Raw genomic sequence first — 20714 nt, 5'->3', positions numbered from 1 at the left:
CCCTATCCTATTTCGTGACGAGCGTGGATTGCGGACTGAAGTTGCCGAGCACCGCGCGGTCCAGGACCTTGTTCATCGGCTCGGTGACACGCAATCCATAGACACGTGAGAAGTCGAGATCCCGCGCCACGAAGATCGAGACGATCTCGCCCTGGTGTTTGTTGAGTGTCGGCGGGATGTTGATCGACTGCTCGACAGCGATGGCGGCCGCCTGTTTTCCAGCGCCGGTCGTGTTCTCAGCGCCCACGTCATTCTGTTGCAGGCGACCATTCGCGTAGCCTGTGGCATCACCGACGATCGAGAGAAGAAGAGCGCTTCCAAATCGCTCCCACCAGTGCGTATCGACATAGCCGTCGACGCCGGCGCGGCCGAGCGCGTCCGTCGCCGGTGAGGCCAATGTGACGATGACGCCTTTTGGCGTCTTTGCCCGATTCCAGAGCACAAACAGCCGCTTCTGTCCTCGCTGGAGGCTGCCGCGATACTCGCCGACGAGTTGGGTGCCCTTCTCCATCAGCACGACCCGGCCGTTGTCCGAGAGAACGTCACGGTTGAGCACGCAACTGGTAAAGCCGGGCTGATCCGACGAGAGGGCCGTTTCAAGGACGCAGGGTATCGAGGTGCCCATTGCAACGATGAAGTTCCGGTTTCCGAGGGTGCCCGCTCGAGAGCCCTCAAGTCGGGTCGGCCGCAGCAATCCGCTGAATCTCTGTTCATCAGCGATGGCCGTGTCCTGACCAACCGCTCTATCGAACGGCACAAAATGGGTTTCTGTGGCTATGGAGGCATCCTGGTTCTGGCGATGCGCCGTCGCGGAGTTCTGTCCGCCGCTATACGCCATGACCGGCGCACGTCGAGCGGAGTCGAGCAGCGGATCCTCGTGCTCTTCCTCCTCAGTGGCGACGGGGACTGGCAGCTTCACCTGCGGCTCGGCCTGGACCGGCTCGACCTGTTCCTTGGCCGGTTCGAAATCCGCCGTCTGGCGGATGACCACCCGCTCTGGTTTTTTGGGTTCCGTCGGCGTTTTCGTGCCACTCATGGACCAGAGCGCGAAGGCGACAAAAGCAACGACGGACAGTGACACAGCGCCCCGCCTCAGGACAGAATTGCTCGCCATCCGCCTGCCCGTGAGGGTCTCCGCGCGCTCGCCGGGAATGCGGCTTCCATCTTCATCAGTCATGGCCGCCCCCGATCGATCCCGTCACCATCCGTGCGCACGACTCGCTCGACCGATGGTGACGTCGTGTTCGTGTCGGGATCGATGCCAACCCGCTCGTAGGCCTCGTTGAAGACGCAGAGCACGTCGCCTCCCCGGCGCAGGATGAACTTTCGGCTGATCGCATGGACGAGGACCAGGTTACCGTCGACCGATTTCGGCACCAGGCTCTCGCTGCCGTCAGAATTCTCGACGTAGATCGCGGGCATTTCCTGATTGCCGACAAAGGCAAAGGTGGTGACCTTGCCGTTGTCGTAGATGGATTGTGGTTCGAGAGCCTTGGAGCCTTGTGCCGAGTAGCGCCAGTTTCGCGGCCCATAGGCCTCGTGAAGAGCGAGCACATCATCGGCTTCCTTGGCCCGTGCTACCAGGGCGCGGGCTTGAGCCGCCTGCCGCCGTTGCTCGGCTTCGTCGGCCGGGTATCGGTACTTGACGTAGAAATAGGTATTCTGGCCGACATCCACGGTTCCGTCACGCACGGTCAATTCCATCTGATAGCTGCGGGTCGATCCGTCCCGGCGTGTCGTGACAACGGAGATGTTGGTGACCGGCTGGTTCTCGCGGGGTTTGAGGAACAGGATGTTTCCTGCCGGCGCCACTTCCCACGCGACGCTGTTACCGAGTGCGACATGAGCGATCTCCTCGTCGCCCGCGAACTCGACCTGTACGGAGGACCGCAACGTGCCGATGATGCGGGTTATGTTGTAGGGCTGGTAATCGACAAAGCGCACACGGCTGTCCTGCGATGCACCGCGCGGTATTTCGAGAGCAAGCGTCGCTGAAGTTGAGCCCGCCAAGAGAAGAGTGAGAATTGCAGTCGTCCGCATCAGTTGATCGCCTCCGGATCGGCCCGGTATTCGCTGACGGCGAAGCCGAGAGGGTTCACAAGCCGGTCGGTCGACGACATCGGCGCATTCACGTAAGCAAAGGTGAGCGTCGCAACCCAGTGAGTCGTGCGGACGTCATCGCCCCGGGTGATCGTGCGCATGTAGCGGACGGAGACGACATTCGGGTTGATCAGCGAGATCGAAGCGATGCCGACGCGCACGGTGGCGCCGCGTCCGTAGGTATTCTGGGGCGACTCCGGATTGCTGCCACGGTAGAAGACGGAGAACCGGGTCTGCTCGGGCTGAGTGGACAAGAGGGCGACCGTGCGGAAGTTCTCCTCGGATTCGCTCCAGACATAGCCCTCGCGAGCGCGGACATATTTGGCGGCGAAGTATTTGGTCACCGCCTCATCATAGGTACCGGCGGTCGACGTCAATGCCGATACCACGTCGACAATGCCCGTCGAATTGTCGACGCGGACAACAAACGGTTCGACCGTCTTCAGCGGCGTGAGACCGGCGACAGCAAGGACCGAAGCTCCCGCGAGGACGCCGGCCATGATTGCGACGGACCAGGCGATACGTGCCGAGCGCTCGACCTGGATCATGCGATCCTGATCGAAGCGGCGTGCTTTGTCGAAATAGCTCTTTAGCTCGTCCCTCGAGAACATGGCGCTATCCTTCACAAGGACGATAAGATGTGGCGATGTCGAGATGCGCGAAGGCTGGATTCTCCTTACGTTCCGCGACATAGGCTGCGCCCATGGCCGGCGACTTCGCCGGCGGCGCATTCGAGTGTTCCTGTTTGACGTTGCTATTATCCTCCCACTCCCACATCGATCGATTGAGCGGCCGACGCGAATACCCGTCGCATTTGGGGAGTGGATAGGTCATCGATGCGCAACCGCTCAAGATCACCGCCATGGATAGCAGGAGGACTGGTCTGATCATTTGTGAATTGCCTTCTTCTCGTTCGGCGACGGGTATCATGAGCTGGCGTCCTTCGATCTGAACGTTCGCCCGACGGCTCGAACTCCGCGACCTGTAGCGTGAAGGCCGCGTGAGGCAGCCCAGGCCAGCGAACTCTCGTGAGCATCCCGGGCCGCACCGTAGCCGTACGTCAGCGATGCACCGCCAGCTGCCAGAGCAGAGGCAATGCTCGGAAGCTGGTAGAAGACGTAGAGAGCGGCAAGGCAGATTGCACAAAGCGCGATCGGCCGCATCAGGACGTCGCTGTATCCCTCGATGGCCGTGAAGGTGGTGTCGATGCAGGTGATCAGCAGCGATCCGACTGCCATGACCAAGACCTGAAGGATCACGAAGTTCGCAAGCTGCCCGATCCACGCCTCGGTGAAGCGCCTCGTCGATTTGAACATGGCGAGGGTCACGAAGATCGGACCGATTGCAAGCACGATGGCGAGCGCGAGCCGGGCGTAGAGCGAGACGATGTAGCCGATTGCCGCAACGACGAAGCTGGCGGCGATCACCATCATCCCGCAGACACCCGTGACGACATCGACGGGCCACGAGCCCCGCGCCCATATCTCCTTTGCAGAACTTTGTCCCTTGTCGAGCAGACTGTCGAAGGATGAGGCGCTCGGTGCGGCACCGGTATTGAGTGACTGCGAGATCTCGCGCGGGAGGGCGTCGAAGAATATGTCCGTGACGTAGGTCTGGTAGGAATCGGCATTCTTCACCAGCATCACGATGATAGCGAGCTTGATCCCCCGAAATGCGAAATCGAGGACCGGCTCCTGGACGGAGCCGCGAAGCACAAGGTATCCGTAGAGCACGACGTAGAGAGTCACCCCGGCTGTAAGAGGATTCGAGACCCAATCGGAGATGTTCGAGGTTCCGTCCGAAACAAAGGTTTCGAGCGGCGTCTTGAACTGTTGGTCCACAAAGGCAAATACCTGGTACATGCCTTAGCCCCCAGTACCTTGCCCATCCTTCCAAGACGCGCCTTGAAATCCGCGGCGGCGGCGTTCTGGCAGTTTGGCGTGTCACCCAACTCTCCCGGATTGTCGCGGCATTTGCCAACCCACTCGACAAGCAACGCCTCGTCGGCCATCAGTTCTTCCACCGTATAGACACGCTCCGCATCGTCCGAACAGCCGGCGAGAAGGACGAGAAAAATAGACACAAGCTGAGATCTCATTGTAGGGCTGCCCCCATCGCGTCCATGCGCTTGCGCCAATCCTCGGCCTTGCGTTGCTCACCGATCTGAACCTGGGCCTGCTGAACCATGCGGAGCCCCTCCATCCGCAGCACATCGGCCTGAAGAAAGGCCTGCTCGGCTTGAAGCCGCGCCTGAAGATCGGCGACATTCTTGGCGTCACTTGCCGTCGATATTTCCTCACGCAACTGATCGATCCCATCGATGCGCCTGGTCACCGCATCGTAGATCTGCTGCCCGAGGCTCATCTGTCCGGCGTTCCTGTTTTGAATGCGGGTAAGCTCCTGCGCATAGAAGTCATCGGCGCTGGTCCGGTACGTCGAATTCGTCTCGACGAACTTCGAAGCGGCGTCACTGAAGACGCCCGCACCATTGCCGTTGAACAGCGCCTCGATGGCGGCGAAGTCCTCAGGCAGCGCCCTGCGGATCGCGGGATCGTTCAGGACGCCGGCGACATCGGCCATGTCGGTCAGCTTGTTGAGCGAGCCGTAGAGTTGCTGCGCCTGCTCGATCTGCTGATTGAGAGCGTCGAGCTGCGACTTGAGCTCAGCGATCGTCTCGATGTGCTTGGCGATTGCGGTCTGGTCAATCACCGGGATCCCCTGGCCCGCTGCCCCGCTGGCAGCAAAGACGATCGCAGCAGCAAGCGCTTCGCCGTGGAATTGGAAGTAAGTCATCAACTCGCACTCCTTCGTTCATGGAAGACCGGCAGCCAATCCTCAGGATGGTCGCCGACCTCGCCGCGGATGTCGTCGACGAGTTCGATATTGGCGGTGCGGCCGGAGAGGATGGAGAGTTCGTCGTCGAAGCCGTTCAGATCCAGTTCGGCGACGACGCTGTTGTGTCCCTGTTTGAGGACGAAACGGCGACTCTCGACGGTGAGCTCGCGCGAGATCAGCTCGTATTCGCGTTCCGTCAGATTGAATCCGTCGACATAGTCGGCATGATTGCCGCGGGAGTTCGGCAGAAAGATCTGCGTCGGGCATTGCTCGATGATCGTATGGGCGATTGGCGAAACGAGTGCATCGCGCGGGCTCTGCGTGGCAAACAGCATGAGACCGTTCTGTTTGCGGATCGTCTTGAGCTTGTTCTCAGCGAGATCGCGAAACCCTTCATCCTGGAGCGTCTTCCAGAACTCGTCGATGACGATGATAATCCGCCGGCCGTCGATCAACTGCTCGACGCGATGGAAGAGATAGGCCATGAGGGGCGTGCGGATTTCCTCGTTGTCGAGAAAATCGGTCATGTCGTAGCCGACGAACTTGCCGCCGATGCCAAACTCGCCGAAACCGATATCCTCGATGACGTTGTCGAAGGCCCAGCCGAGGGGCCCTCCCCTTTCCCACCGCCGCAGCCGCGCGGCAATGCCTTCGGGATCAGTGTTGTTGAGGAAGGCCCTTAGCGCCCCGATCGTGCGGCGCTCCACCGGAAGATCGGAAAGGCCCTCGATCGCGGAGGCGATGTCGCGGAGTTCGCCGACGCTGAGTTCCCGGGAAGACGAGCCGACAAGCTTGCCGACCCAACGTGTCAGGAAAACCTTGTTTGCCGGCGTGAGTTCAAGAGCCTTAAGAGGCGCGCAGCCGGTTGGCATGCCGTTCTTGAGGGGTCGGTAGGTGCCGCCGGCGGCGCGCACAAAGAGGTCTGCACCCCTGTCCTTGTCAAAGAACACCACATGCGGATCGTGCTTTCCGAGTTGCGACAGCATGAAGTTGAGGAGCACCGTCTTGCCGGCTCCGGATGGCCCGCAGAGGAAGGTGTTGCCGAGATCACTATAATGAAAATTGAAGTAGTATGGCGATCCGGATGCAGTTTTGAGCAGCGCAACGGCGGGACCCCACTCGTTGCCATCTTTCTGCCCGGTCGGATAGGAATGGAAGGGCGACAAGGCGGCGAAATTCCGTGAGGTGATTGCGCCGGAGCGGGCACGGTAGCGGAAATTGCCAGGCAGTTGCGCCCACCAGGCCGCCTCAAGGCCGAGATCCTCGCGTGCGACGATAGCGCCGCCGCTCGTCAGGCCCGCGCGCGCCTTGGCAAGATTGTCGACAAGCTCCTTCACAGAAGGGGCGAAGACAGCGAGGGTCAGGTGATGCTCCCCTAGCACGAACCGGTTGGACTCCAGGTCATCCATAGCCTCGTAGAGTTCGTCGATCTGGGAGGCAGCCTTGTCACCGCTGCTGACCATTTGGTTCTGCTTTCGGCCCAAAATGGTCCGGGCGTCGACCTTCGAAACGAAGGAGAAGGATTGTGACAGGATGAGTTCGAACGGACCGGTGAGCACGCCGTCCAGCATGCCCACCCGAGTGCGGGCTGGATATTCCTTGAAGCTCAGCATGCCGGCATAGCGGCTGTCTGCCTCGCTGCGAATTTCGATTATCTCGCGTCCGAAGATGAGACGTTCCGAATAGATCGCGGAACCGACACGCCCCTCCGTCAGCGGGATCGGCTCACGCCGCCCGCCGACGAGTTGATGCAACACCTCGCTTGGCTCCGAGAATAGAAGGCCATCGCGCTCATAGACGGAAAGTACCCTGGGTTCGAAGCGCTTCAACGCGGTTTTGATGTCGACGACTGTGTCCCGAAGCTGCTTCAGGGCTTCCTCGTCCAGTTCGGCACGAGCGCGGCGGGCATGCCATAGCCGCGACAGCAGCTTCGCCGCCCTGTCAGCCGGATCTTGGGCGGGGGACAGAATGACTGTCAGGTAGAGATCGTTGCGGAACAGATGCTGGCCGACCATACTCTCGCGGTACTTGTCGTCGAGCGTGGCCGAAAAGGTGCTCGTGAAGGTTCCATCGGGATAGTCACTGTCCCGACGGCGAATGAGATGGGTCCATAGGGCAAGCCGCTCGTCCGCGATGTTCCGGTAGAGCGTGTTGAGGTCGCAATGAAGCGCGTTCAGATCGAGAAAGTCGGCTGTCTCGAATGAGACGCCTTCGAGCGCAATCATCATCATCATCGCCCTGGAATCGAGCGCGATCGCCGACTCGTCGACGTGGCGGATGTAGGGGATGAAGGTCTCCGGGCCGAGCTCGCGAGATCTGAGCGTGGCGAGGTCAGGCATAACCAAGGTCTCTTTCGTCATAACGGCGGGCGAGCTTCAGCGGCGAAACCGTCGCTCCACCCCAATAGGAGCTGGTGCGCGACCGGCCGCGCGTTTCCACCCAGGCAAGCAGGATGCGGAACATATTGTGGTCGTGCGTCACACTCGCGCGAAAGACGAGATGGAAGACGACGCCGACGGCCAAGTAGGCGATCGAGCCGGCGAGGATGTAGAGGACCGTCGTGAGCATGATGTTTAGCCCCATCGCCTCCATTGTGACGCCGGCGATCATTGCCGGCCGTGTGCAAGCAATGAAGAGAGTGTCTTCCTCGAGCGTTGGCCGTGGGGGCAGCATGCGCTCAGCTCCCGACAATCGTGTTCACAAGTTCAGTGGCACCGAAGATGCCGCCGATCCCGATGATCCAGAACCCGGCCCGTCTCAGGTCCATGTAGCCGAACATCCAGGCAATGCAGATCACGATCACGGCGATCACTGCCAGCAGCTTGGCGATGTTGCCGGTCAGCATATCGACGATGTTCTGCAGCACGGTCTCGATGCCGGCCGCTTGCGCGAAGGCCGGTTCGACCAGGATGATCATGGTGGCGACGGCCATCGCGGTCGAGGCGGCGACCGGGCGGAATCGGGAAATCAAGGTCATTCGCTCTGCTCCATTTGACTGTTCTGAAACACGAGGACGGGGGACCTCCGTCGCAAACTAAAAACGTCCCACGATGGCGCCGATGCCGCTTCGTCGGGTCGCTGGTCGCTGGTTGCTGCCTCAACCGTGACTTCGACATGGCTGTCTTCGATGCTGTCTCCATCCTGCTCGTTGTCTGCGATCACGGCAGTCGCCAGCGCTCGATCGAGCTGCCTCGCGTTCTCCTCGACCTGCTTTTCGTACCGGAGCGAGGAGCCGACAGAGGAACCGCCTCCGTCGTAGTAGGATTGCAGCATCAACTGTTCAGGCCGGCCGGAATCTGCGCCTGCCTTCATGGCGAGACGGTAATACTCGTCGAGCAGTCCCGCCGTGACTTGAAGGTTTCGGCGCGGATCGAAGGTCTCGGACATTGTTATGTTCAACGTGCGGAGTCGCTGGGTGCTGATGGCGCCGAGGCCAAGCTGAATATCCTGGCGCTCGGCCGTCAGCGACGTTGCGAGTTCGATCGCTTCCGAGCTGGACGCCGGCTTTCGCGAAAGCGGGGCGGGACCGGTGATCCGAATGGCGAACGGATCGAAGCCGCTTTCAGCGCTAACGACACGAGCCGGGGTCTCGGTCACGAAGGTCGGCACGCAACTTTGTGTGAGGTAGAGCAAAGCGACGGACATGGCTCAGTACCACACCCGTTGGCGCCCGATTCCGTCGATTGTCACATCGATATAATGCGGTTTCGAACGAAGATGCGGCTGTCTCGTCACGTAGCGCCGACACGTCCGTTCCCGGTCCCCGGCGCGCCGTGCTATAATGAGTTGCGAGTGATCTCTGCCTGGAGAACACTCGGGACCCGTCACGACTTGCGGTGCCGTTGACACACAGCTTGCCTCCCGTCCGCGACCACCAAAGCGAAGCGAGAGCCTGTAGCCTTCGTCGCAATAGAGAGGCTCGTATCCTGGCCCGGATGCCCAGAACCCCACGCCGGTGCAAGTCGGAAACGAATGACCTTGTGCAAGTTCACGCCACAACCGCTCGACGGGAGGACGGCATTCGGCAAACTGTGTCGCGCCTCCGGGATTGGAGAGGCATAGGATCACCTGGCACCCCCAATCGTTTGCGTGCGCGTTGCCGCCCGGAACGAGATGTGATGAACTGGCAGCAGCGAGCGATACGAACCACCCAACCAGAAGGCTCCTCATATGCCGTACCCTCCGAAACCGGCGTGCTGCTCAAAACCGCAGCGACCGCTCGGCGTTCAACGAATTAAACAGCCTTATATAATGTAGTTAAAAAGATGACAAGTACCTTGGACGCCCAATGGCACAATCTCGCCTTCTCGGCCTTCATATTCCGGGAGATCCTCGACAACCCTCTAGAGGACGAGACGCCCCAATCACGGCTGAAGCAGATCGGCATGATGAGCATTCTCTACATTATGCATCAGGGACATCAGGCATTAACTATCTCAAACATAACGGATAAAACGAAACTCACGCGTACAGGAGTTGCGGAGACCATCGACCCGCTGGTAAGACGTGGACTGCTGACCGAGACGTTTGTGAAGAATTCTATGGGTCGCGGCAAAGCACGCCAGTTTGAGATCGCACCGGAAATATTTGAGAAGATTCGTAGCTTTCAGCCCGCTTAGCGCATAAAGGCCGCGGTGAAATCCCCGTGATACTGACTTGAACCAGTGCGTTATGCTTGGCTGCGGTGGGTAGGCAGGATCGCTTTGCCAGCGTTCGTTTTGTTGCCTGCGTGCCCGAGAGGTCAACAGAGGGCGTTCCGGGAAATTTTGTGGCAGCGGATAACGCAAGGCCGCCCCAAAGTGCGTTTGGCGACCATCGTCTAAGAGTGATGCGGACATTTCCGCGGTTTACGCGGCCACGGCGGACATTGCTCGTCTACAGTGCCGTCATATGTTTTCCTCCAGTCTCAGGCCACGTGGCCGCGCCAATCTTGAGGTGATCCATGCCAGGCAACATAATTCCATTCAAAAGACCCAAGAAGCCGGCGCGAAACGAACCACCGGGCAAGGGACCGTCGCTAGTGACAGTTCTGATCGCTGCACTTTGCCTGACCGCTGCACTGTCTGCATACACATACTTCTCATTGTCCGAATCCAGATCGCGCGCACGATCTGAGACCTTCCAAAGATGCGGCATCATCAAACGGAATTGTATCGTCGACGGAGATACACTCTACGTGGCCGGCGAGAAGATCCGCGTCGCAGACATCGATACTCCTGAGATCTCGGAGCCCAAATGCACGTCAGAGAAGACTCTCGGCGAGCGTGCGACCGCGCGCCTCACACAGCTCGTGAATGCTGGTCCGTTTGAACTGCGTGCATGGCAAAACCGCGATGAGGACAAATACGGCCGTAAGCTACGCGTGCTCGTCCGCAACGGCAGGAGCCTCGGCGATATTCTGGTCGCGGAGGGTTTGGCAAGAACGTGGTCAGGCCGACGAGAACCGTGGTGCTGACGTTGCGTCTTGGCTTCCTCCGAAGGTGACAGCTGCAAGGCGCCGCGGTCCGCGCCGGACTACAGAGGCGATGGCCAAGTTTTCGTACGTCGCACGAAGGAGCCCGGTCTTTCAACCACCTCTCCAATTAGCACCTTCCGAAACGATCGATGCCATTCTCAACATCGTTCCCTGACGCCCCGCGATCGATCGGGCCGTCGCTCACCCTGCCCCGACTTCGAGCACGCTCAGACCGACGGTCCGGTTTTGGTCCCATACGTTCGTTTCGGCTTTTGGAGCCTTCATGGGCGCCCTTTGTAGCGACCGAAAGGCGGAAGAACGTGTCGCTCTGCGTGCCGCAACGAAGTGGTCCTAGACGGCCTAATGCAGTTCGTCTCAACCCGGGCACCAGAAGAACTCGGCAGGGACCACCGCGGATGCATCGAAAATGCTAGCCTCGAACGCGATCTTTAGCGCTCGCAACACAATAATGTTGGCGGCAGAAACCTGCATCAGAAGCCGACCGTTGACTGATTTCATGACAGCCACGCCCTCATCCAGGAGGAATACCGTCTCCGAGTCGTTGAGCACTATCGACGCGCCCAATGCGGACATGCGAAGGGAAACGTTTTCGATCAATCTTGCTTGATCTGGAGGATAGACGCTGCACTCAGAGAAATGCTCGTCCATGGATGTGCTCCGCCTGAGCAGTTGGAACTTGGATCAACGGGATACATGTAAGTAGATGGCTAAAGCCGAGGCGCTACGTCCAAGTCTGACAGGACGCCGTGGATTGCATGCCCTACGGCTCGGATGTCCTCCTCCGAATGCCCAGCCGTCGGGCAAAGTCGCAACCCAGCTCGACCCCGCGCAACTGTCGGAAAGAAGATAGCCGATGAGTAGAAGCCACGATCAAGCAGCGCACGTGCTGCAGAGATTGCCGCTAGCTCATCTCCAATCTCCACCGTCCGGATCGGCAAGAGAGAACCTTGTTGGCCGGTTGCAACGAGACTATCGAACAACGAGATTCTACTCCTGAGCCTCCGCTGTAGACGGCCGAGTTCGTCGGTCCGGTGCAGCGCCTGCGACGCCAATGCGGAGCCGATAGCCGCCACGTTCATTGACGCCGAAAACGCATGCGCAACGGCGAACCGCCGGAACAGCTCTTCTTGCCTCGCGGTACCAAGCATGAGCAGACCGCCGGAGGCGCCGAAACCCTTTCCAAGCGACGCAGCAATGATCGTGCGTTCGCCTAGCGGCCCCAGAAGCTGAGACCTCGCAAAACCCTCGCCGTGCTCCCCGAAAATCGATATCCCGTGCGCATCATCTATATAGAGAAAAAGCCCGTAGAGGTCCTGCAAACACCGCAGTCGTTCGATATCAGCACTTCCCCCCATCGAATATACTCCATCACAGACGAATGCGACGGAGCTATTGTTTCGGCAAAGGTCTTCAAGGGCGTCAAGATCGTTATGCGCGATTGTCGCCACACGAGTTTCGGCCGCGATTGTTCCCTTGTGAAAGGCAAGCGTCGCATGGGCTAGTCGATCAAATACAACCACCGGCTTCACACCGCCCGTCAAGTGCCCCGAAGCAATCAGGGGCAACGCGCTCATGTTCGCAGCGAGCACCGTGGTGTAGGTAACTACCCGGGAACGAAACAGATCGGATAAGGCATTTTCCAGGTCACCAAGGATTGAAAAGTTCAACCGTGTCCTGGCGCACGACCAGTGAAGCGCGCCATACTCTCTCATCGCTTCGATGGCACCGGCGATGAGGTGCGGGTGATTATCCAGACCCAGATATGAGCAGCGCACGAAATCGACCACGCATCGCCCACCATCGTGGATGAGGCCAACGGAGCGGCCAGCGAGAGGCCGCGCATAAATCGCCATTAAGCCTTGAAAATGTGCGGCATCGAAGTGGCCTTCGGCGTGCTGGATTACACTCGCAGTGTTCCTTGGGACATTTTTAATGGGCAGCCCCGGTTGCGTCGACATTTTGCCTGCCATTTCGGACGATCTCCCATGGGATTGATACGATAATGGGAGAGTCGCTTCACGCGATGCGGAACTCAACGAAGCATATCGGAAATATCTTTTGAATTATTTGTTAACCTTGTTGCGAATGTATTTTCCTTGAATTCACAAAGCCATTTATGATGGTAATAATAATCGTCGACCTTCATTATCAGACAATATTGTCGAATTCTATTGCATAGCCGGTGGAGCGAACCGTACGAATAAGGGTGCGTCCTGTGAGGCGCTCGAGAGCCCGGCGCAATCGACCGACATGAACATCGACAGTACGTGGCTGCACGTAGCGGTCGCCGGGCCACGCGGCCTCGATAAGTTCCGAGCGGCTGCATACTCGACCCGGAGCATGCAGCAAGCGGCTTAATATGTTGAATTCAATAGGTCCGAATTGAACTTCGTTGTTGCCATGAGAGACGAGGCGACGTCGGACTTCGAGTTTCAACGGTCCAATTGTCACTTTCCTCTCGTGGGACTTGTCTGCCAAATGATGATCATTTGCATCGAACGGATGCAACGAATCGAGGTATGCCAACAACCGCGCAGGCGAGATCGGCCGCACAAAGTTCTCGTCAATGCCCGCTTTCAGCAGTGCGAGGTAGTGGCGCTCGTCCCCTGACGGCACAATCGCGACTGTCGGAATTTTCGATGTCTCTTCTGAAGCCTTGATTGCAGCACAGACTTTCAGGACCAGTTCCGATCCCTCTCCGGAATCCAGAATGAGCGCGGTGACGTCCGCGGACGCCGCGCGTTCTAGCACCTCATCTTCACTCACCAACGCAGTCCGAAAGCCCTCTCTGTTCAAGATGTGCGCGAGCAGCATGTAGAGGTCGGCATTGTTAGAAACAAAAAGGACCAAGCGTGACATGTTCTGCGCCTTCATACTGTGAATTAGCCCTCTTCGATGTCATCACTCGGATTTTTGATGTCACAAAACTAGCATTTACATCGCTATACGGCTCGCCGTCATCCCAACAAATCTATGGGATTGACGATATATTCCTATAAATTGGCTCTGCGCGGCCAAACGCCGCCGCCTTATGTTGCAACATTTTTGTTGAAATTTCTCGCGCTATAGGCACTCTATGAATTCGGCGCTATTCATGCTCAATGACCTCAAGGAACCCACCGCATCCAATGAAGATCAGCCTCGATCATCTCCCGCATCGAAAGCAGCGTGAGCTCGCGCGCATCGTCGAGGTGCTGCATGAGGAGTTCGAGGACGCCTTGAAGGAGGGAACGGCCGAGTTCAAGAAGCGCGGCCGCATCCTGAAGATCATTCTCTTCGGATCCTACGCCCGCGGTACCTGGGTCGACGAACCGCACACGAAGAAGGGATACAAGTCCGACTATGATCTGCTGATTATCGTCAACAACAAGAAGCTCACGGACTTCGCCACCTACTGGCACAAGGCGCAGGACCGGCTGATGCATCTGCCGGAAATCCAGACGCCCGTCAGCCTGATTGTCCATTCAAGGCGCGAGGTGAACACAGCGCTCTATGATGGGCAGTATTTCTTCGTCGACATACGTCGTGACGGTATCGTGCTCTACCAACTCGACGATGAACCGCTCGCCGAGCCGAAACAACTAACGGCGGCAGACGCTTACGAAATATCGAAAAACTACTTCTTCAATCGTTCACCAGATCTACAGCTTCTTTTGGAAACGGCGGGTTTCCAAATCGAACGGGCGAGACAGGATGCAGAATGGCGGAAGCACGCGGCGTTTACACTGCATCAAGCCATCGAACGCTCATACTCAGTCGTGCTCCTTACACTCACTAGCTACGCCCCCCCTTCACACAACCTAAAGCATTTGCGTCAACTCGCCGAGGATAGGGATCATCGTCTCGTTGAAATCTGGCCACGCGGCAGACAGCGTTATAGCGCGTGGTTCAACGCAATAAATGAAGCCTATGTGAAAGCTAGGTATTCGGACCACTACGAAATCAGCCAAGAGGGACTGGAATGGCTCGTCGAGAGGGCCGAAGCGTTAACCACTCAAGTGAAGACGATATGCAAGGAGAACATCAAACGACTGCGACTCCAGGCGGATAAAGCTAACGGCTGAAACCGCCGCAGTATTCAGGACACGTTTGCCAGGGACGGCACGATGCGAACCGCACAGGTTCTGTGGCTCGCGCAAGCGAGATCTAACGTTCGGCAAATCTTAATCTTCCCTGCCGGATCGCAGGAGATACTACCGTGTCCAAGTTTTCGAGCATTACCGTGTCCATTGAGCAAAGTCCCGGGAAGGACGGCGCCTGGCAGGAGCATCAAAAGGCAGACGTCATCGAGACCGCACTCTCTCTCTACGGCAACGAAGCCGCCACGGCAGCAGCATATTGTGCTCTTGACGCGTGGGCAGAGCGGAGGCGGAGCGATTACCATTTTTGGTTCGACGTGTTTCTCCAGCTTAAACGCCGGCCCACTTAGCGCTCCTCGCACGCGATTCGTGTAACCGGGATCTCATTCTTGGAGCCGCTCCTATAGATGGGAATTCGCAGGCACGTTATACGTGTTTGCATGGCGACGAATGAGCTTTCCATAGGCCTTGAGCGGACGCTTTCATTTTTGTCTGATGTGCGAAGCATTAATAACCACGCAGATCTGACGACAGCAGTGAAGCGGGCGACAGCGACGTTTGGGATTGAGAAAATTCTGGCGGGCTTCATCCCGAAACCGGGAACGTTACCGGGCGAGCAATTGCGTCATGTCCTCTTGGCCGATTGGCCGGAGGATTGGGCGACAATCTATTTTCACAGGGGGTTGCTGTTCCAAGATCCTACGATCCGACGAGTTCTTCGCGCGCAGCCGACATTCACCTGGTCCGAGCTACCCGCTCAACCAGATCTCAGCACAAACGAGCGTTACGTCATGGCTAGCGCCGCGGACTTTGCATTGCGCAACGGCTGTACCGTGCCATTGTTGTCTTTGGACGGCCGCCATGTCGGGTTTTCATTCGCCGGCGCGTACATCGATGACGCCCCGGAGGCAAAAGGTGTGATGACGCTCATCGCAAGTTTTGCCTTCGGTAGAGCAGTCGAACTCAAGAACAATGAAGTCCGGGCAAGGGTGCGCCTGACCGCGCGCGAGAGAGAGACCTTGGCCTGGGTCGCCGCGGGTAAAACTGATTGGGAAATTGGTGTCATTTTTGGCGTCTCCGACAAGGCAATCGCCAAGCACGTGCACAATATCCGTATGAAACTCGGTGCTGTGAATCGAGCACATGCCGTCGCAGAGGCTTTCCGGCTCAGGTTGATCAGTTAGCGTCTGTCAAGGTGGGAACTTCCCCACTGTCTCTCGCTGTTCTGATACAGCACACTTGGCTCAACTCCTGGGGGCCAATCATGATTGAAATCATCACCGCCGACAACATCCACCTGTACCGGACCGAAATGGACGAGGCATATCGGCTCCGTCACGATGTATTCGTCGAGGAAAAGGGCTGGTGCGATCTAGCACATGCCGATCATCGCGAGATCGACCAGTTCGACAATCATTATGCCTTGCACATGATCTGCAGACAGGACGGTCGGGTTGTGGGCTATCAAAGGATGTTGCCGACCACCAAACCGCATCTGTTGTCCAGTGTTCTTGCTGACTTGTGTGAAGTCGAAAGACCCGTTGGCGAAGATATTTGGGAGTGGACCCGTTACTGCGTTGCTCGACCCTACCGTGAGCGTGGCCGCACACTAAGCCCCGTCGCCAATGCATTACTCTCCGCTATCGTGGAATGGGGCATGGAGTCCGGCGTCAACCGAATTATCATCGAGATGGAACCGATTTGGCTCCTGCGGTTGGTTCAGCTCAATTTCTTAATTACGCCTCTCGGTATCCCGAGGGATATTGGCAAGGACAGTGTGGTCGCTGTCGTTGCCAAATTCGATTGCCGAACTCTGGAGATGCTGCAAGCCCTGCGTGGAAACAGCGAGCGGGTGCTTCAAGGGCAGCGGCTTCCGAACCCTGTTGCGGCTGAATAGAAATGGACGTGGGGAGCAAAATGGTCACCTCACAGAAGGAGGCTCTCCTGGAAGTTTCGAGGGCGCGCGACGAAATTCAAGGTACGGTTCAACTTGCTCGAAAAGGCGGCTATCTGTTTCTAATATACTTACTAGCCATGGTCCTGGAGGAACTCGCCAACATAGAACACGGACGACCGACAGAACTCTAGATTTGGTCGTCTCCTGCTGTGGCTATCGCGGTGACAAATGACACGACTGCTCTCCTCAGGGACGGCGTTTTAATTCTGGCAAAATGCCTATTCAACTCAAGCGCGTCGCCTGCAGCCACCAGGTCAATCAGCCTGTGCATCTCAGACGAAGCCTCCACTACGTCCTTCGTCACGCGGTCCTCTTCATCGAAGAAGAAGCTCGGCATCACGCCGAGGGCGTTCGCCGCCGCAACAATTTTGCCGGCACTTATTCGGTTCTTCCCGTTCTCATACTTCTGTATCTGCTGAAACGTAACGCCAAGTATACGGGCGAGTTCCACTTGGCTCATTCGCTTCAGTCGCCGTGCCGACTTGAGACGCGATCCCGCTCGGACGTCCACTTCGTCTGGCGCCTTTTGAGTTGCCACCATTTCATCTTACCATCCGAAATTGAATTGCCACCATAGAAACAAACTTGGATTGCGGCAACTGGAAGCTTTGGTGGACGCGACAGAACGAAAGATCCGGAGGACCTTGGCGCGTGCGCCGCACCTGCGGCCGCCGGGGGCTACATTTCGGATAGGTTCGTCCCCTATTCGCTAGAAAACATGTCGAGAGAGTAGCCGACTGATCGCACTGTGCGTATGACTTCGGGCCCGTATCGATTGAGCGCACGTCTAATGTGGCCGATATGAACGTCTACGGTGCGTGGCTCGACCTCGACGTCGGGTGGCCATCCCGCCGTAATCAGTTCCTCACGACTATGCACGGCCTGAGGCGTCTTCATGAGGTATAGAAGCAGTCTGAATTGTAGCGCTGAGAGACGAACGGGGTGTCCCTTCCGGGTAACCCGAACCCTGGCGACATTAATCTCGATGTCTGCATGCGAATAGGACTGTTCCGGCCGCGTGTGCGGACGGCAATCCGCGGTCACGTCCTTCCGGATGTCCCCGAGAAACGCAAGCAACCGACGTGGTTCAATTGGGCGACATATCACGAGATCAACCCCCACGGCGTTAAGGTCACGACCACACTCGTCCCATCGCGCTTGCGCAAATGCCGCAATCCGAACGCGCCCGTCTGCAGCTCTATTGATGCTGCGGCACAAAGTGGGCGCATCTACGTGGGAACCGGAGCAATCAATCAAGACGGCCGATGGCCGCTCGACGGCCGCCAACGTCAGCAATTCCTCGCGATCGGTGCAAAGCCGTACAGAAAAGCCTTCCACCTCAAGGATATACTCTATGAGGAGAAAGAGCTCAGCATCTGCCGTGTAGATCAGAATATGACCGTGGGACAGCATATCGCCTCCGACCTTACACCGGCGCGTACTCTCCACCGTTGACGTCTATAATCGCGCCGCTGATGAATGCCGCTTTCTCAGACGTCAGAAAGCCGATCGCGGCGGCAACCTCCTCCGGTTCGCCAAGGCGACCAGCAGGAATACGCGCGATGGCCGCACGGTTGGTCTCATTGCTACTCGCACCGGACATCTCCGTCGCTATCCTGCCCGGTGCAACGACGTTCACTGTGATCCCCTGCGGCGTGAGAAGTGGAACGAGTGAACGAGCAAGCCCCGAGAGAGCCGCTTTTGAGACGACATATGCTGAACCGGCAATTCTCGGGACCGCGCGGCCCGCAAGAGAGCCGACAAACACGATCCGACCGAACTTTTCAGCAACCATGCCGGGCACAACCGCTTGGCAACATAGCATCGCTCCAGTCAAGTTGACCGCAAGCACGTCATTCCATTCATTAAGCGTGAGGGTTTGGAAAGGGGTTGGACCGTTTGGTCCTTTGGGAGAGACACCTGCATTGCAGATGAGGATCTCGGGAGTGCGCCAGCAACTGCGCAGATCCTCGAAAAAGGTCGTTATCTCAGCGGGCGCTGCCAAATCGGTTATACGCGCGAACAGACGCTCGGAGCCGAAATCGGACGACAATATTTGGACAGCACTTTCTACACTGGCGGATCGCTGGCCAAAGATGGCAACACGGTGGCCGCGCGCGAGAAGGTACCGGGCTGTCGCCAGCCCGATACCCGAGGTGCCGCCCGTCACGACGGCAACCCTTTGCGCGTCACGAGTTCTCACGCCGCTTCGTCCATTCTAGCAAACAGGGAGAGCGGTGGATGCGCCTCCGGATCCGTAATCACCTCGATAAGCAGTGGTCCTCGTTGGATCCCTCGCTGCAGGTGCTCAGCGATCTCACTTGGATCCTGCACTCGAACGGCCGGACATCCACATGCTTCCGCGAGTTTCACATGGTCGACTTCCGCAAATAGGCATGCGGATGTGTATTTCCCGAACTTTACGGTTTCCGCATCCCGTTGGAAGCCAAGAATACCGTTGTTGAGAACAATAATAGTAATGGGCACATTCATGCGCATCATCGTCTCGAGTTCGGCCCAACTGTGGGCGAAGCCGCCATCGCCGACAATCGCAACAACGGCTTTCTCCGGACGGGCCGTCTTGGCGCCTATTGCGAGGGGTACGCCCCAACCAAGACCGGCAAGCCCGCGCGGAGCTATGAAGCGTGCGCCAACGGCAGTTGCTCTCAACTGGCCCAAGACCCACATTGACGAATAGCTCGCATCGGCGACGACGACCACATCATCGGTCAGGAGGGCTTGAAGCTCGGACATGAGGCGCTCGGGGCGTACGGGACGGTCGCGAGATGTCACGAGATGGTGGCGGTCAAGGTCGAAACGCTGCCAGTATGACGCTATACACTCCTGCAGACGTGGACGTGCCGCATGCCTTTTTGTGAGGGCCACATTAGTAAGGGCGGCTCGCAATGCCGCCAGCGTTTCCCGAGCGTCGCCAACGAGGCGAACGGATTCATAATTGCGCCCGATCTCTCCCGGATCGACATCAATGTGCACGACGGTCGCCCCAGCGGGGATCTGGCTCCAGTTGTCAGTGCCGTTTTGATTTGTCCGCGTACCAACCAGAAGGATCAGGTCGGCACATTCAAGCAAGGCGGAGGAGTGGCGTCCGAGTGAACGTGGTCCGACAAGCGGTAATCCTCCCCGTTTTAACGGGGTTCAGCGGTAGAATTCACGCGGCCATTTTCAGTTTCTGAGCGGGTGTGATGCCGCCAATGCCCATGTTGGGCCGTTCGTGGTTATATGTCCAAAGCCACTCTGTGGCGATCTCTTGCACCTCCGTTATGCTGTCAAAAATATACAGATCAAGCCATTCGTGCCGGACCGTTCGATTGTAGCGCTCGACATAGGCGTTCTGCTGCGGCTTGCCGGGCTGGATGTAATTCAATGCGATTCCCTGTGTTTCTGCCCATTCGATGAGCGTCGAACTGACATATTCCGGGCCGTTATCAACCCTGATCGACAGCGGCTTTCCCCGCCATTCGATGATCTGGTTGAGACTGCGCACGACCCGTTCGGCGGGTAGCGAGAAGTCGACCTCGATGCCCAGACCTTCACGGTTGAAGTCATCCAGCACATTCAAGAGCCTGAACTGGCGGCCGTCTGCCAGGCGGTCCGCCATGAAGTCCATCGACCAGACCATATTCGGCGCATCCGGCACCGCCAGTTCATCCGGCTTCTCCCGCTTCAACCGCCGACGAGGCTTGATCCTGAGGTTCAGTTCAAGCTCCCGGTAGATGCGGTAGACACGCTTATGGTTCCAGCGATGTCCCTGGACATTGCGCAGGTGAAGGTAGCACAGGCCGAAACCCCACGTCTTCTTCACCTTCACAAGCCCAAGCAACAGATCGGCGATCCGTTCGTTGTCGGCATTGCGCTGAGGGCTATACCGATAACAGGTCTCGCTGACGCCAAACGTCCTGCATGCCAGCGCTATGCTCACACCGCCTTGCGCCACTGCTTTCTCGGCCAGCTCCCGGCGCTGAGATGGCCGCGTTATTTTTTTCCGAGAGCCTCCTTCAGCAGATCGGCCTGCATGCTCAAGTCCGCATACATCCGTTTCAATCGTCGGTTCTCTTCCTCAAGAGCCTTCATCTGGCTCATCATCGAGGCGTCCATGCCGCCATACTTCGCACGCCATTTGTAAAAACTGGCGGTGCTGATGCCATGCTCCCTGCAAAGGTCAGGCACCGGCATTCCACCTTCCGCCTGGCGCAACACGGCCATGATCTGGGCTTCGCTAAATCGGCTCTTCTTCATCGAAATCTCC

The 20714-nt window shown here is 57.9% G+C and carries 23 protein-coding genes and 2 pseudogenes; 5 read left to right on the top strand and 20 right to left on the bottom strand.

Going from position 1 to position 20714, the window contains the following annotated elements; translation table 11 throughout:
• Positions 1-7 precede the first annotated feature (7 nt).
• From virB10 to H4I97_RS24670, 12 genes and pseudogenes are all read right to left on the bottom strand, one after another.
• Complete coding sequence (gene virB10 / locus H4I97_RS22060) at positions 8-1177, bottom strand: type IV secretion system protein VirB10 (RefSeq protein ID WP_182307854.1); 1170 nt, start codon at positions 1175-1177, stop codon at positions 8-10.
• Complete coding sequence (virB9, locus tag H4I97_RS22055) at positions 1174-2040, bottom strand: P-type conjugative transfer protein VirB9 (RefSeq protein ID WP_182307853.1); 867 nt, start codon at positions 2038-2040, stop codon at positions 1174-1176. The genes virB10 and virB9 overlap by 4 nt, the downstream gene beginning before the upstream one ends.
• Entirely contained in the window at positions 2040-2711 is a 672-nt protein-coding gene (locus H4I97_RS22050) for a VirB8 family type IV secretion system protein (protein WP_182307852.1), read from the bottom strand. The genes virB9 and H4I97_RS22050 overlap by 1 nt, the downstream gene beginning before the upstream one ends.
• A 4-nt stretch (positions 2712-2715) precedes the next feature.
• Complete coding sequence (locus tag H4I97_RS22045; protein WP_182309032.1) at positions 2716-2991, bottom strand: hypothetical protein; 276 nt, start codon at positions 2989-2991, stop codon at positions 2716-2718.
• 35 nt (positions 2992-3026) lie between these two features.
• Positions 3027-3962: a TrbL/VirB6 family protein gene (locus H4I97_RS22040; protein ID WP_182307851.1), complete on the bottom strand. Its 936-nt coding sequence runs from the start codon at positions 3960-3962 to the stop codon at positions 3027-3029.
• 8 nt (positions 3963-3970) lie between these two features.
• Positions 3971-4198: pseudogene (locus tag H4I97_RS24675) on the bottom strand (EexN family lipoprotein); the annotation flags it as partial.
• Positions 4195-4893 (bottom strand): P-type DNA transfer protein VirB5, encoded by a 699-nt coding sequence (gene virB5, locus H4I97_RS22030; RefSeq protein WP_182307849.1) that lies wholly within the window; start codon positions 4891-4893, stop codon positions 4195-4197. The pseudogene H4I97_RS24675 and the gene virB5, both read right to left, overlap by 4 nt.
• Positions 4893-7274, bottom strand: a complete 2382-nt coding sequence (locus H4I97_RS22025) for a VirB4 family type IV secretion/conjugal transfer ATPase (RefSeq protein WP_182307848.1) — start codon at positions 7272-7274, stop codon at positions 4893-4895. Before H4I97_RS22025 ends, virB5 begins: the two co-directional genes overlap by 1 nt.
• A complete protein-coding gene (locus H4I97_RS22020) occupies positions 7267-7608 on the bottom strand; it encodes a VirB3 family type IV secretion system protein (protein ID WP_182307847.1) in 342 nt (113 codons plus the stop codon). Before H4I97_RS22020 ends, H4I97_RS22025 begins: the two co-directional genes overlap by 8 nt.
• A 4-nt stretch (positions 7609-7612) precedes the next feature.
• Positions 7613-7912 carry a TrbC/VirB2 family protein gene (locus tag H4I97_RS22015; protein WP_182307846.1) on the bottom strand — a complete coding sequence of 100 codons (300 nt, stop codon included), beginning with the start codon at positions 7910-7912 and terminating at the stop codon, positions 7613-7615.
• The gene (locus H4I97_RS22010; protein WP_182307845.1) at positions 7909-8580 is read right to left on the bottom strand and encodes a lysozyme family protein; all 672 of its coding nucleotides are present in this window, start codon (positions 8578-8580) and stop codon (positions 7909-7911) included. Before H4I97_RS22010 ends, H4I97_RS22015 begins: the two co-directional genes overlap by 4 nt.
• Positions 8581-8583: 3 nt before the next feature.
• The gene (locus H4I97_RS24670; RefSeq protein ID WP_244658824.1) at positions 8584-9105 is read right to left on the bottom strand and encodes a hypothetical protein; all 522 of its coding nucleotides are present in this window, start codon (positions 9103-9105) and stop codon (positions 8584-8586) included.
• Positions 9106-9200: 95 nt separating this feature from the next.
• Between H4I97_RS24670 and H4I97_RS22005 the strand changes: the two genes are divergently transcribed.
• Both H4I97_RS22005 and H4I97_RS22000 read left to right on the top strand, forming a co-directional pair.
• Positions 9201-9554 (top strand): helix-turn-helix domain-containing protein, encoded by a 354-nt coding sequence (locus H4I97_RS22005; RefSeq protein WP_182307844.1) that lies wholly within the window; start codon positions 9201-9203, stop codon positions 9552-9554.
• A 323-nt stretch (positions 9555-9877) separates the two neighbouring features.
• Positions 9878-10390 carry a thermonuclease family protein gene (locus H4I97_RS22000; protein WP_182307843.1) on the top strand — a complete coding sequence of 171 codons (513 nt, stop codon included), beginning with the start codon at positions 9878-9880 and terminating at the stop codon, positions 10388-10390.
• A gap of 375 nt (positions 10391-10765) precedes the next feature.
• Here H4I97_RS22000 and H4I97_RS21995 read toward each other — a convergent pair whose 3' ends face one another.
• The 3 genes from H4I97_RS21995 to H4I97_RS21985 all read right to left on the bottom strand — a co-directional run bounded on the left by H4I97_RS21995 (position 10766) and on the right by H4I97_RS21985 (position 13285).
• On the bottom strand, positions 10766-11059 hold the full coding sequence (locus H4I97_RS21995; RefSeq protein WP_182307842.1) for a hypothetical protein: 294 nt from the start codon (positions 11057-11059) through the stop codon (positions 10766-10768).
• Positions 11060-11118: 59 nt separating this feature from the next.
• On the bottom strand, positions 11119-12381 hold the full coding sequence (locus H4I97_RS21990) for an 8-amino-7-oxononanoate synthase family protein (protein WP_182307841.1): 1263 nt from the start codon (positions 12379-12381) through the stop codon (positions 11119-11121).
• 178 nt (positions 12382-12559) lie between these two features.
• Positions 12560-13285: a response regulator transcription factor gene (locus tag H4I97_RS21985; protein WP_182307840.1), complete on the bottom strand. Its 726-nt coding sequence runs from the start codon at positions 13283-13285 to the stop codon at positions 12560-12562.
• 254 nt (positions 13286-13539) lie between these two features.
• Here H4I97_RS21985 and H4I97_RS21980 point away from each other — a divergent pair, with 254 nt between their 5' ends.
• The 3 genes from H4I97_RS21980 to H4I97_RS21970 all read left to right on the top strand — a co-directional run bounded on the left by H4I97_RS21980 (position 13540) and on the right by H4I97_RS21970 (position 16387).
• The gene (locus tag H4I97_RS21980) at positions 13540-14475 is read left to right on the top strand and encodes a nucleotidyltransferase and HEPN domain-containing protein (RefSeq protein ID WP_182307839.1); all 936 of its coding nucleotides are present in this window, start codon (positions 13540-13542) and stop codon (positions 14473-14475) included.
• Between the two features lie 455 nt (positions 14476-14930).
• Complete coding sequence (locus H4I97_RS21975) at positions 14931-15674, top strand: helix-turn-helix transcriptional regulator (RefSeq protein WP_182307838.1); 744 nt, start codon at positions 14931-14933, stop codon at positions 15672-15674.
• Positions 15675-15754: 80 nt separating this feature from the next.
• A complete protein-coding gene (locus tag H4I97_RS21970; protein ID WP_182307837.1) occupies positions 15755-16387 on the top strand; it encodes an acyl-homoserine-lactone synthase in 633 nt (210 codons plus the stop codon).
• Positions 16388-16574: 187 nt separating this feature from the next.
• Here the strand turns inward: H4I97_RS21970 and H4I97_RS21965 are convergent, their stop codons facing one another.
• From H4I97_RS21965 to H4I97_RS21945, 5 genes and pseudogenes are all read right to left on the bottom strand, one after another.
• Complete coding sequence (locus tag H4I97_RS21965; protein WP_182307836.1) at positions 16575-16907, bottom strand: helix-turn-helix domain-containing protein; 333 nt, start codon at positions 16905-16907, stop codon at positions 16575-16577.
• 242 nt (positions 16908-17149) lie between these two features.
• Positions 17150-17344, bottom strand: a complete 195-nt coding sequence (locus H4I97_RS24885; protein WP_342344147.1) for a winged helix-turn-helix domain-containing protein — start codon at positions 17342-17344, stop codon at positions 17150-17152.
• A 529-nt stretch (positions 17345-17873) separates the two neighbouring features.
• Positions 17874-18617, bottom strand: coding sequence for a 3-oxoacyl-ACP reductase FabG (gene fabG / locus H4I97_RS21955; protein ID WP_244658823.1), 744 nt, complete (start codon positions 18615-18617; stop codon positions 17874-17876).
• A 29-nt stretch (positions 18618-18646) separates the two neighbouring features.
• Positions 18647-19600: pseudogene (locus H4I97_RS21950) on the bottom strand (thiamine pyrophosphate-dependent enzyme); the annotation flags it as partial.
• A 16-nt stretch (positions 19601-19616) separates the two neighbouring features.
• Positions 19617-20704 (bottom strand): IS3 family transposase gene (locus H4I97_RS21945; RefSeq protein WP_182305024.1). Its coding sequence is split into 2 segments (ribosomal slippage): positions 19617-20443 and positions 20443-20704, totalling 1089 coding nucleotides; the frame shifts between segments, so codons are not numbered across the junction.
• Between the last annotated feature and the right edge of the window lie 10 nt (positions 20705-20714).

This window comes from Ciceribacter thiooxidans (assembly GCF_014126615.1).
GTDB lineage: Bacteria > Pseudomonadota > Alphaproteobacteria > Rhizobiales > Rhizobiaceae > Allorhizobium > Allorhizobium thiooxidans.
This window is presented reverse-complemented; position numbering and strand designations above follow the sequence as displayed.

Coding starts and splice junctions, on each gene's coding strand:
- virB10 (WP_182307854.1), bottom strand. CDS start 1,177: ATGACTGATGAAGATGGAAGCCGCATTCCCGGCGAGCGCGCGGAGACC.
- virB9 (WP_182307853.1), bottom strand. CDS start 2,040: ATGCGGACGACTGCAATTCTCACTCTTCTCTTGGCGGGCTCAACTTCA.
- H4I97_RS22050 (WP_182307852.1), bottom strand. CDS start 2,711: ATGTTCTCGAGGGACGAGCTAAAGAGCTATTTCGACAAAGCACGCCGC.
- H4I97_RS22045 (WP_182309032.1), bottom strand. CDS start 2,991: ATGATCAGACCAGTCCTCCTGCTATCCATGGCGGTGATCTTGAGCGGT.
- H4I97_RS22040 (WP_182307851.1), bottom strand. CDS start 3,962: ATGTACCAGGTATTTGCCTTTGTGGACCAACAGTTCAAGACGCCGCTC.
- virB5 (WP_182307849.1), bottom strand. CDS start 4,893: ATGACTTACTTCCAATTCCACGGCGAAGCGCTTGCTGCTGCGATCGTC.
- H4I97_RS22025 (WP_182307848.1), bottom strand. CDS start 7,274: ATGCCTGACCTCGCCACGCTCAGATCTCGCGAGCTCGGCCCGGAGACC.
- H4I97_RS22020 (WP_182307847.1), bottom strand. CDS start 7,608: ATGCTGCCCCCACGGCCAACGCTCGAGGAAGACACTCTCTTCATTGCT.
- H4I97_RS22015 (WP_182307846.1), bottom strand. CDS start 7,912: ATGACCTTGATTTCCCGATTCCGCCCGGTCGCCGCCTCGACCGCGATG.
- H4I97_RS22010 (WP_182307845.1), bottom strand. CDS start 8,580: ATGTCCGTCGCTTTGCTCTACCTCACACAAAGTTGCGTGCCGACCTTC.
- H4I97_RS24670 (WP_244658824.1), bottom strand. CDS start 9,105: ATGAGGAGCCTTCTGGTTGGGTGGTTCGTATCGCTCGCTGCTGCCAGT.
- H4I97_RS22005 (WP_182307844.1), top strand. CDS start 9,201: ATGACAAGTACCTTGGACGCCCAATGGCACAATCTCGCCTTCTCGGCC.
- H4I97_RS22000 (WP_182307843.1), top strand. CDS start 9,878: ATGCCAGGCAACATAATTCCATTCAAAAGACCCAAGAAGCCGGCGCGA.
- H4I97_RS21995 (WP_182307842.1), bottom strand. CDS start 11,059: ATGGACGAGCATTTCTCTGAGTGCAGCGTCTATCCTCCAGATCAAGCA.
- H4I97_RS21990 (WP_182307841.1), bottom strand. CDS start 12,381: ATGGCAGGCAAAATGTCGACGCAACCGGGGCTGCCCATTAAAAATGTC.
- H4I97_RS21985 (WP_182307840.1), bottom strand. CDS start 13,285: ATGAAGGCGCAGAACATGTCACGCTTGGTCCTTTTTGTTTCTAACAAT.
- H4I97_RS21980 (WP_182307839.1), top strand. CDS start 13,540: ATGAAGATCAGCCTCGATCATCTCCCGCATCGAAAGCAGCGTGAGCTC.
- H4I97_RS21975 (WP_182307838.1), top strand. CDS start 14,931: ATGGCGACGAATGAGCTTTCCATAGGCCTTGAGCGGACGCTTTCATTT.
- H4I97_RS21970 (WP_182307837.1), top strand. CDS start 15,755: ATGATTGAAATCATCACCGCCGACAACATCCACCTGTACCGGACCGAA.
- H4I97_RS21965 (WP_182307836.1), bottom strand. CDS start 16,907: ATGAGCCAAGTGGAACTCGCCCGTATACTTGGCGTTACGTTTCAGCAG.
- H4I97_RS24885 (WP_342344147.1), bottom strand. CDS start 17,344: ATGAAGACGCCTCAGGCCGTGCATAGTCGTGAGGAACTGATTACGGCG.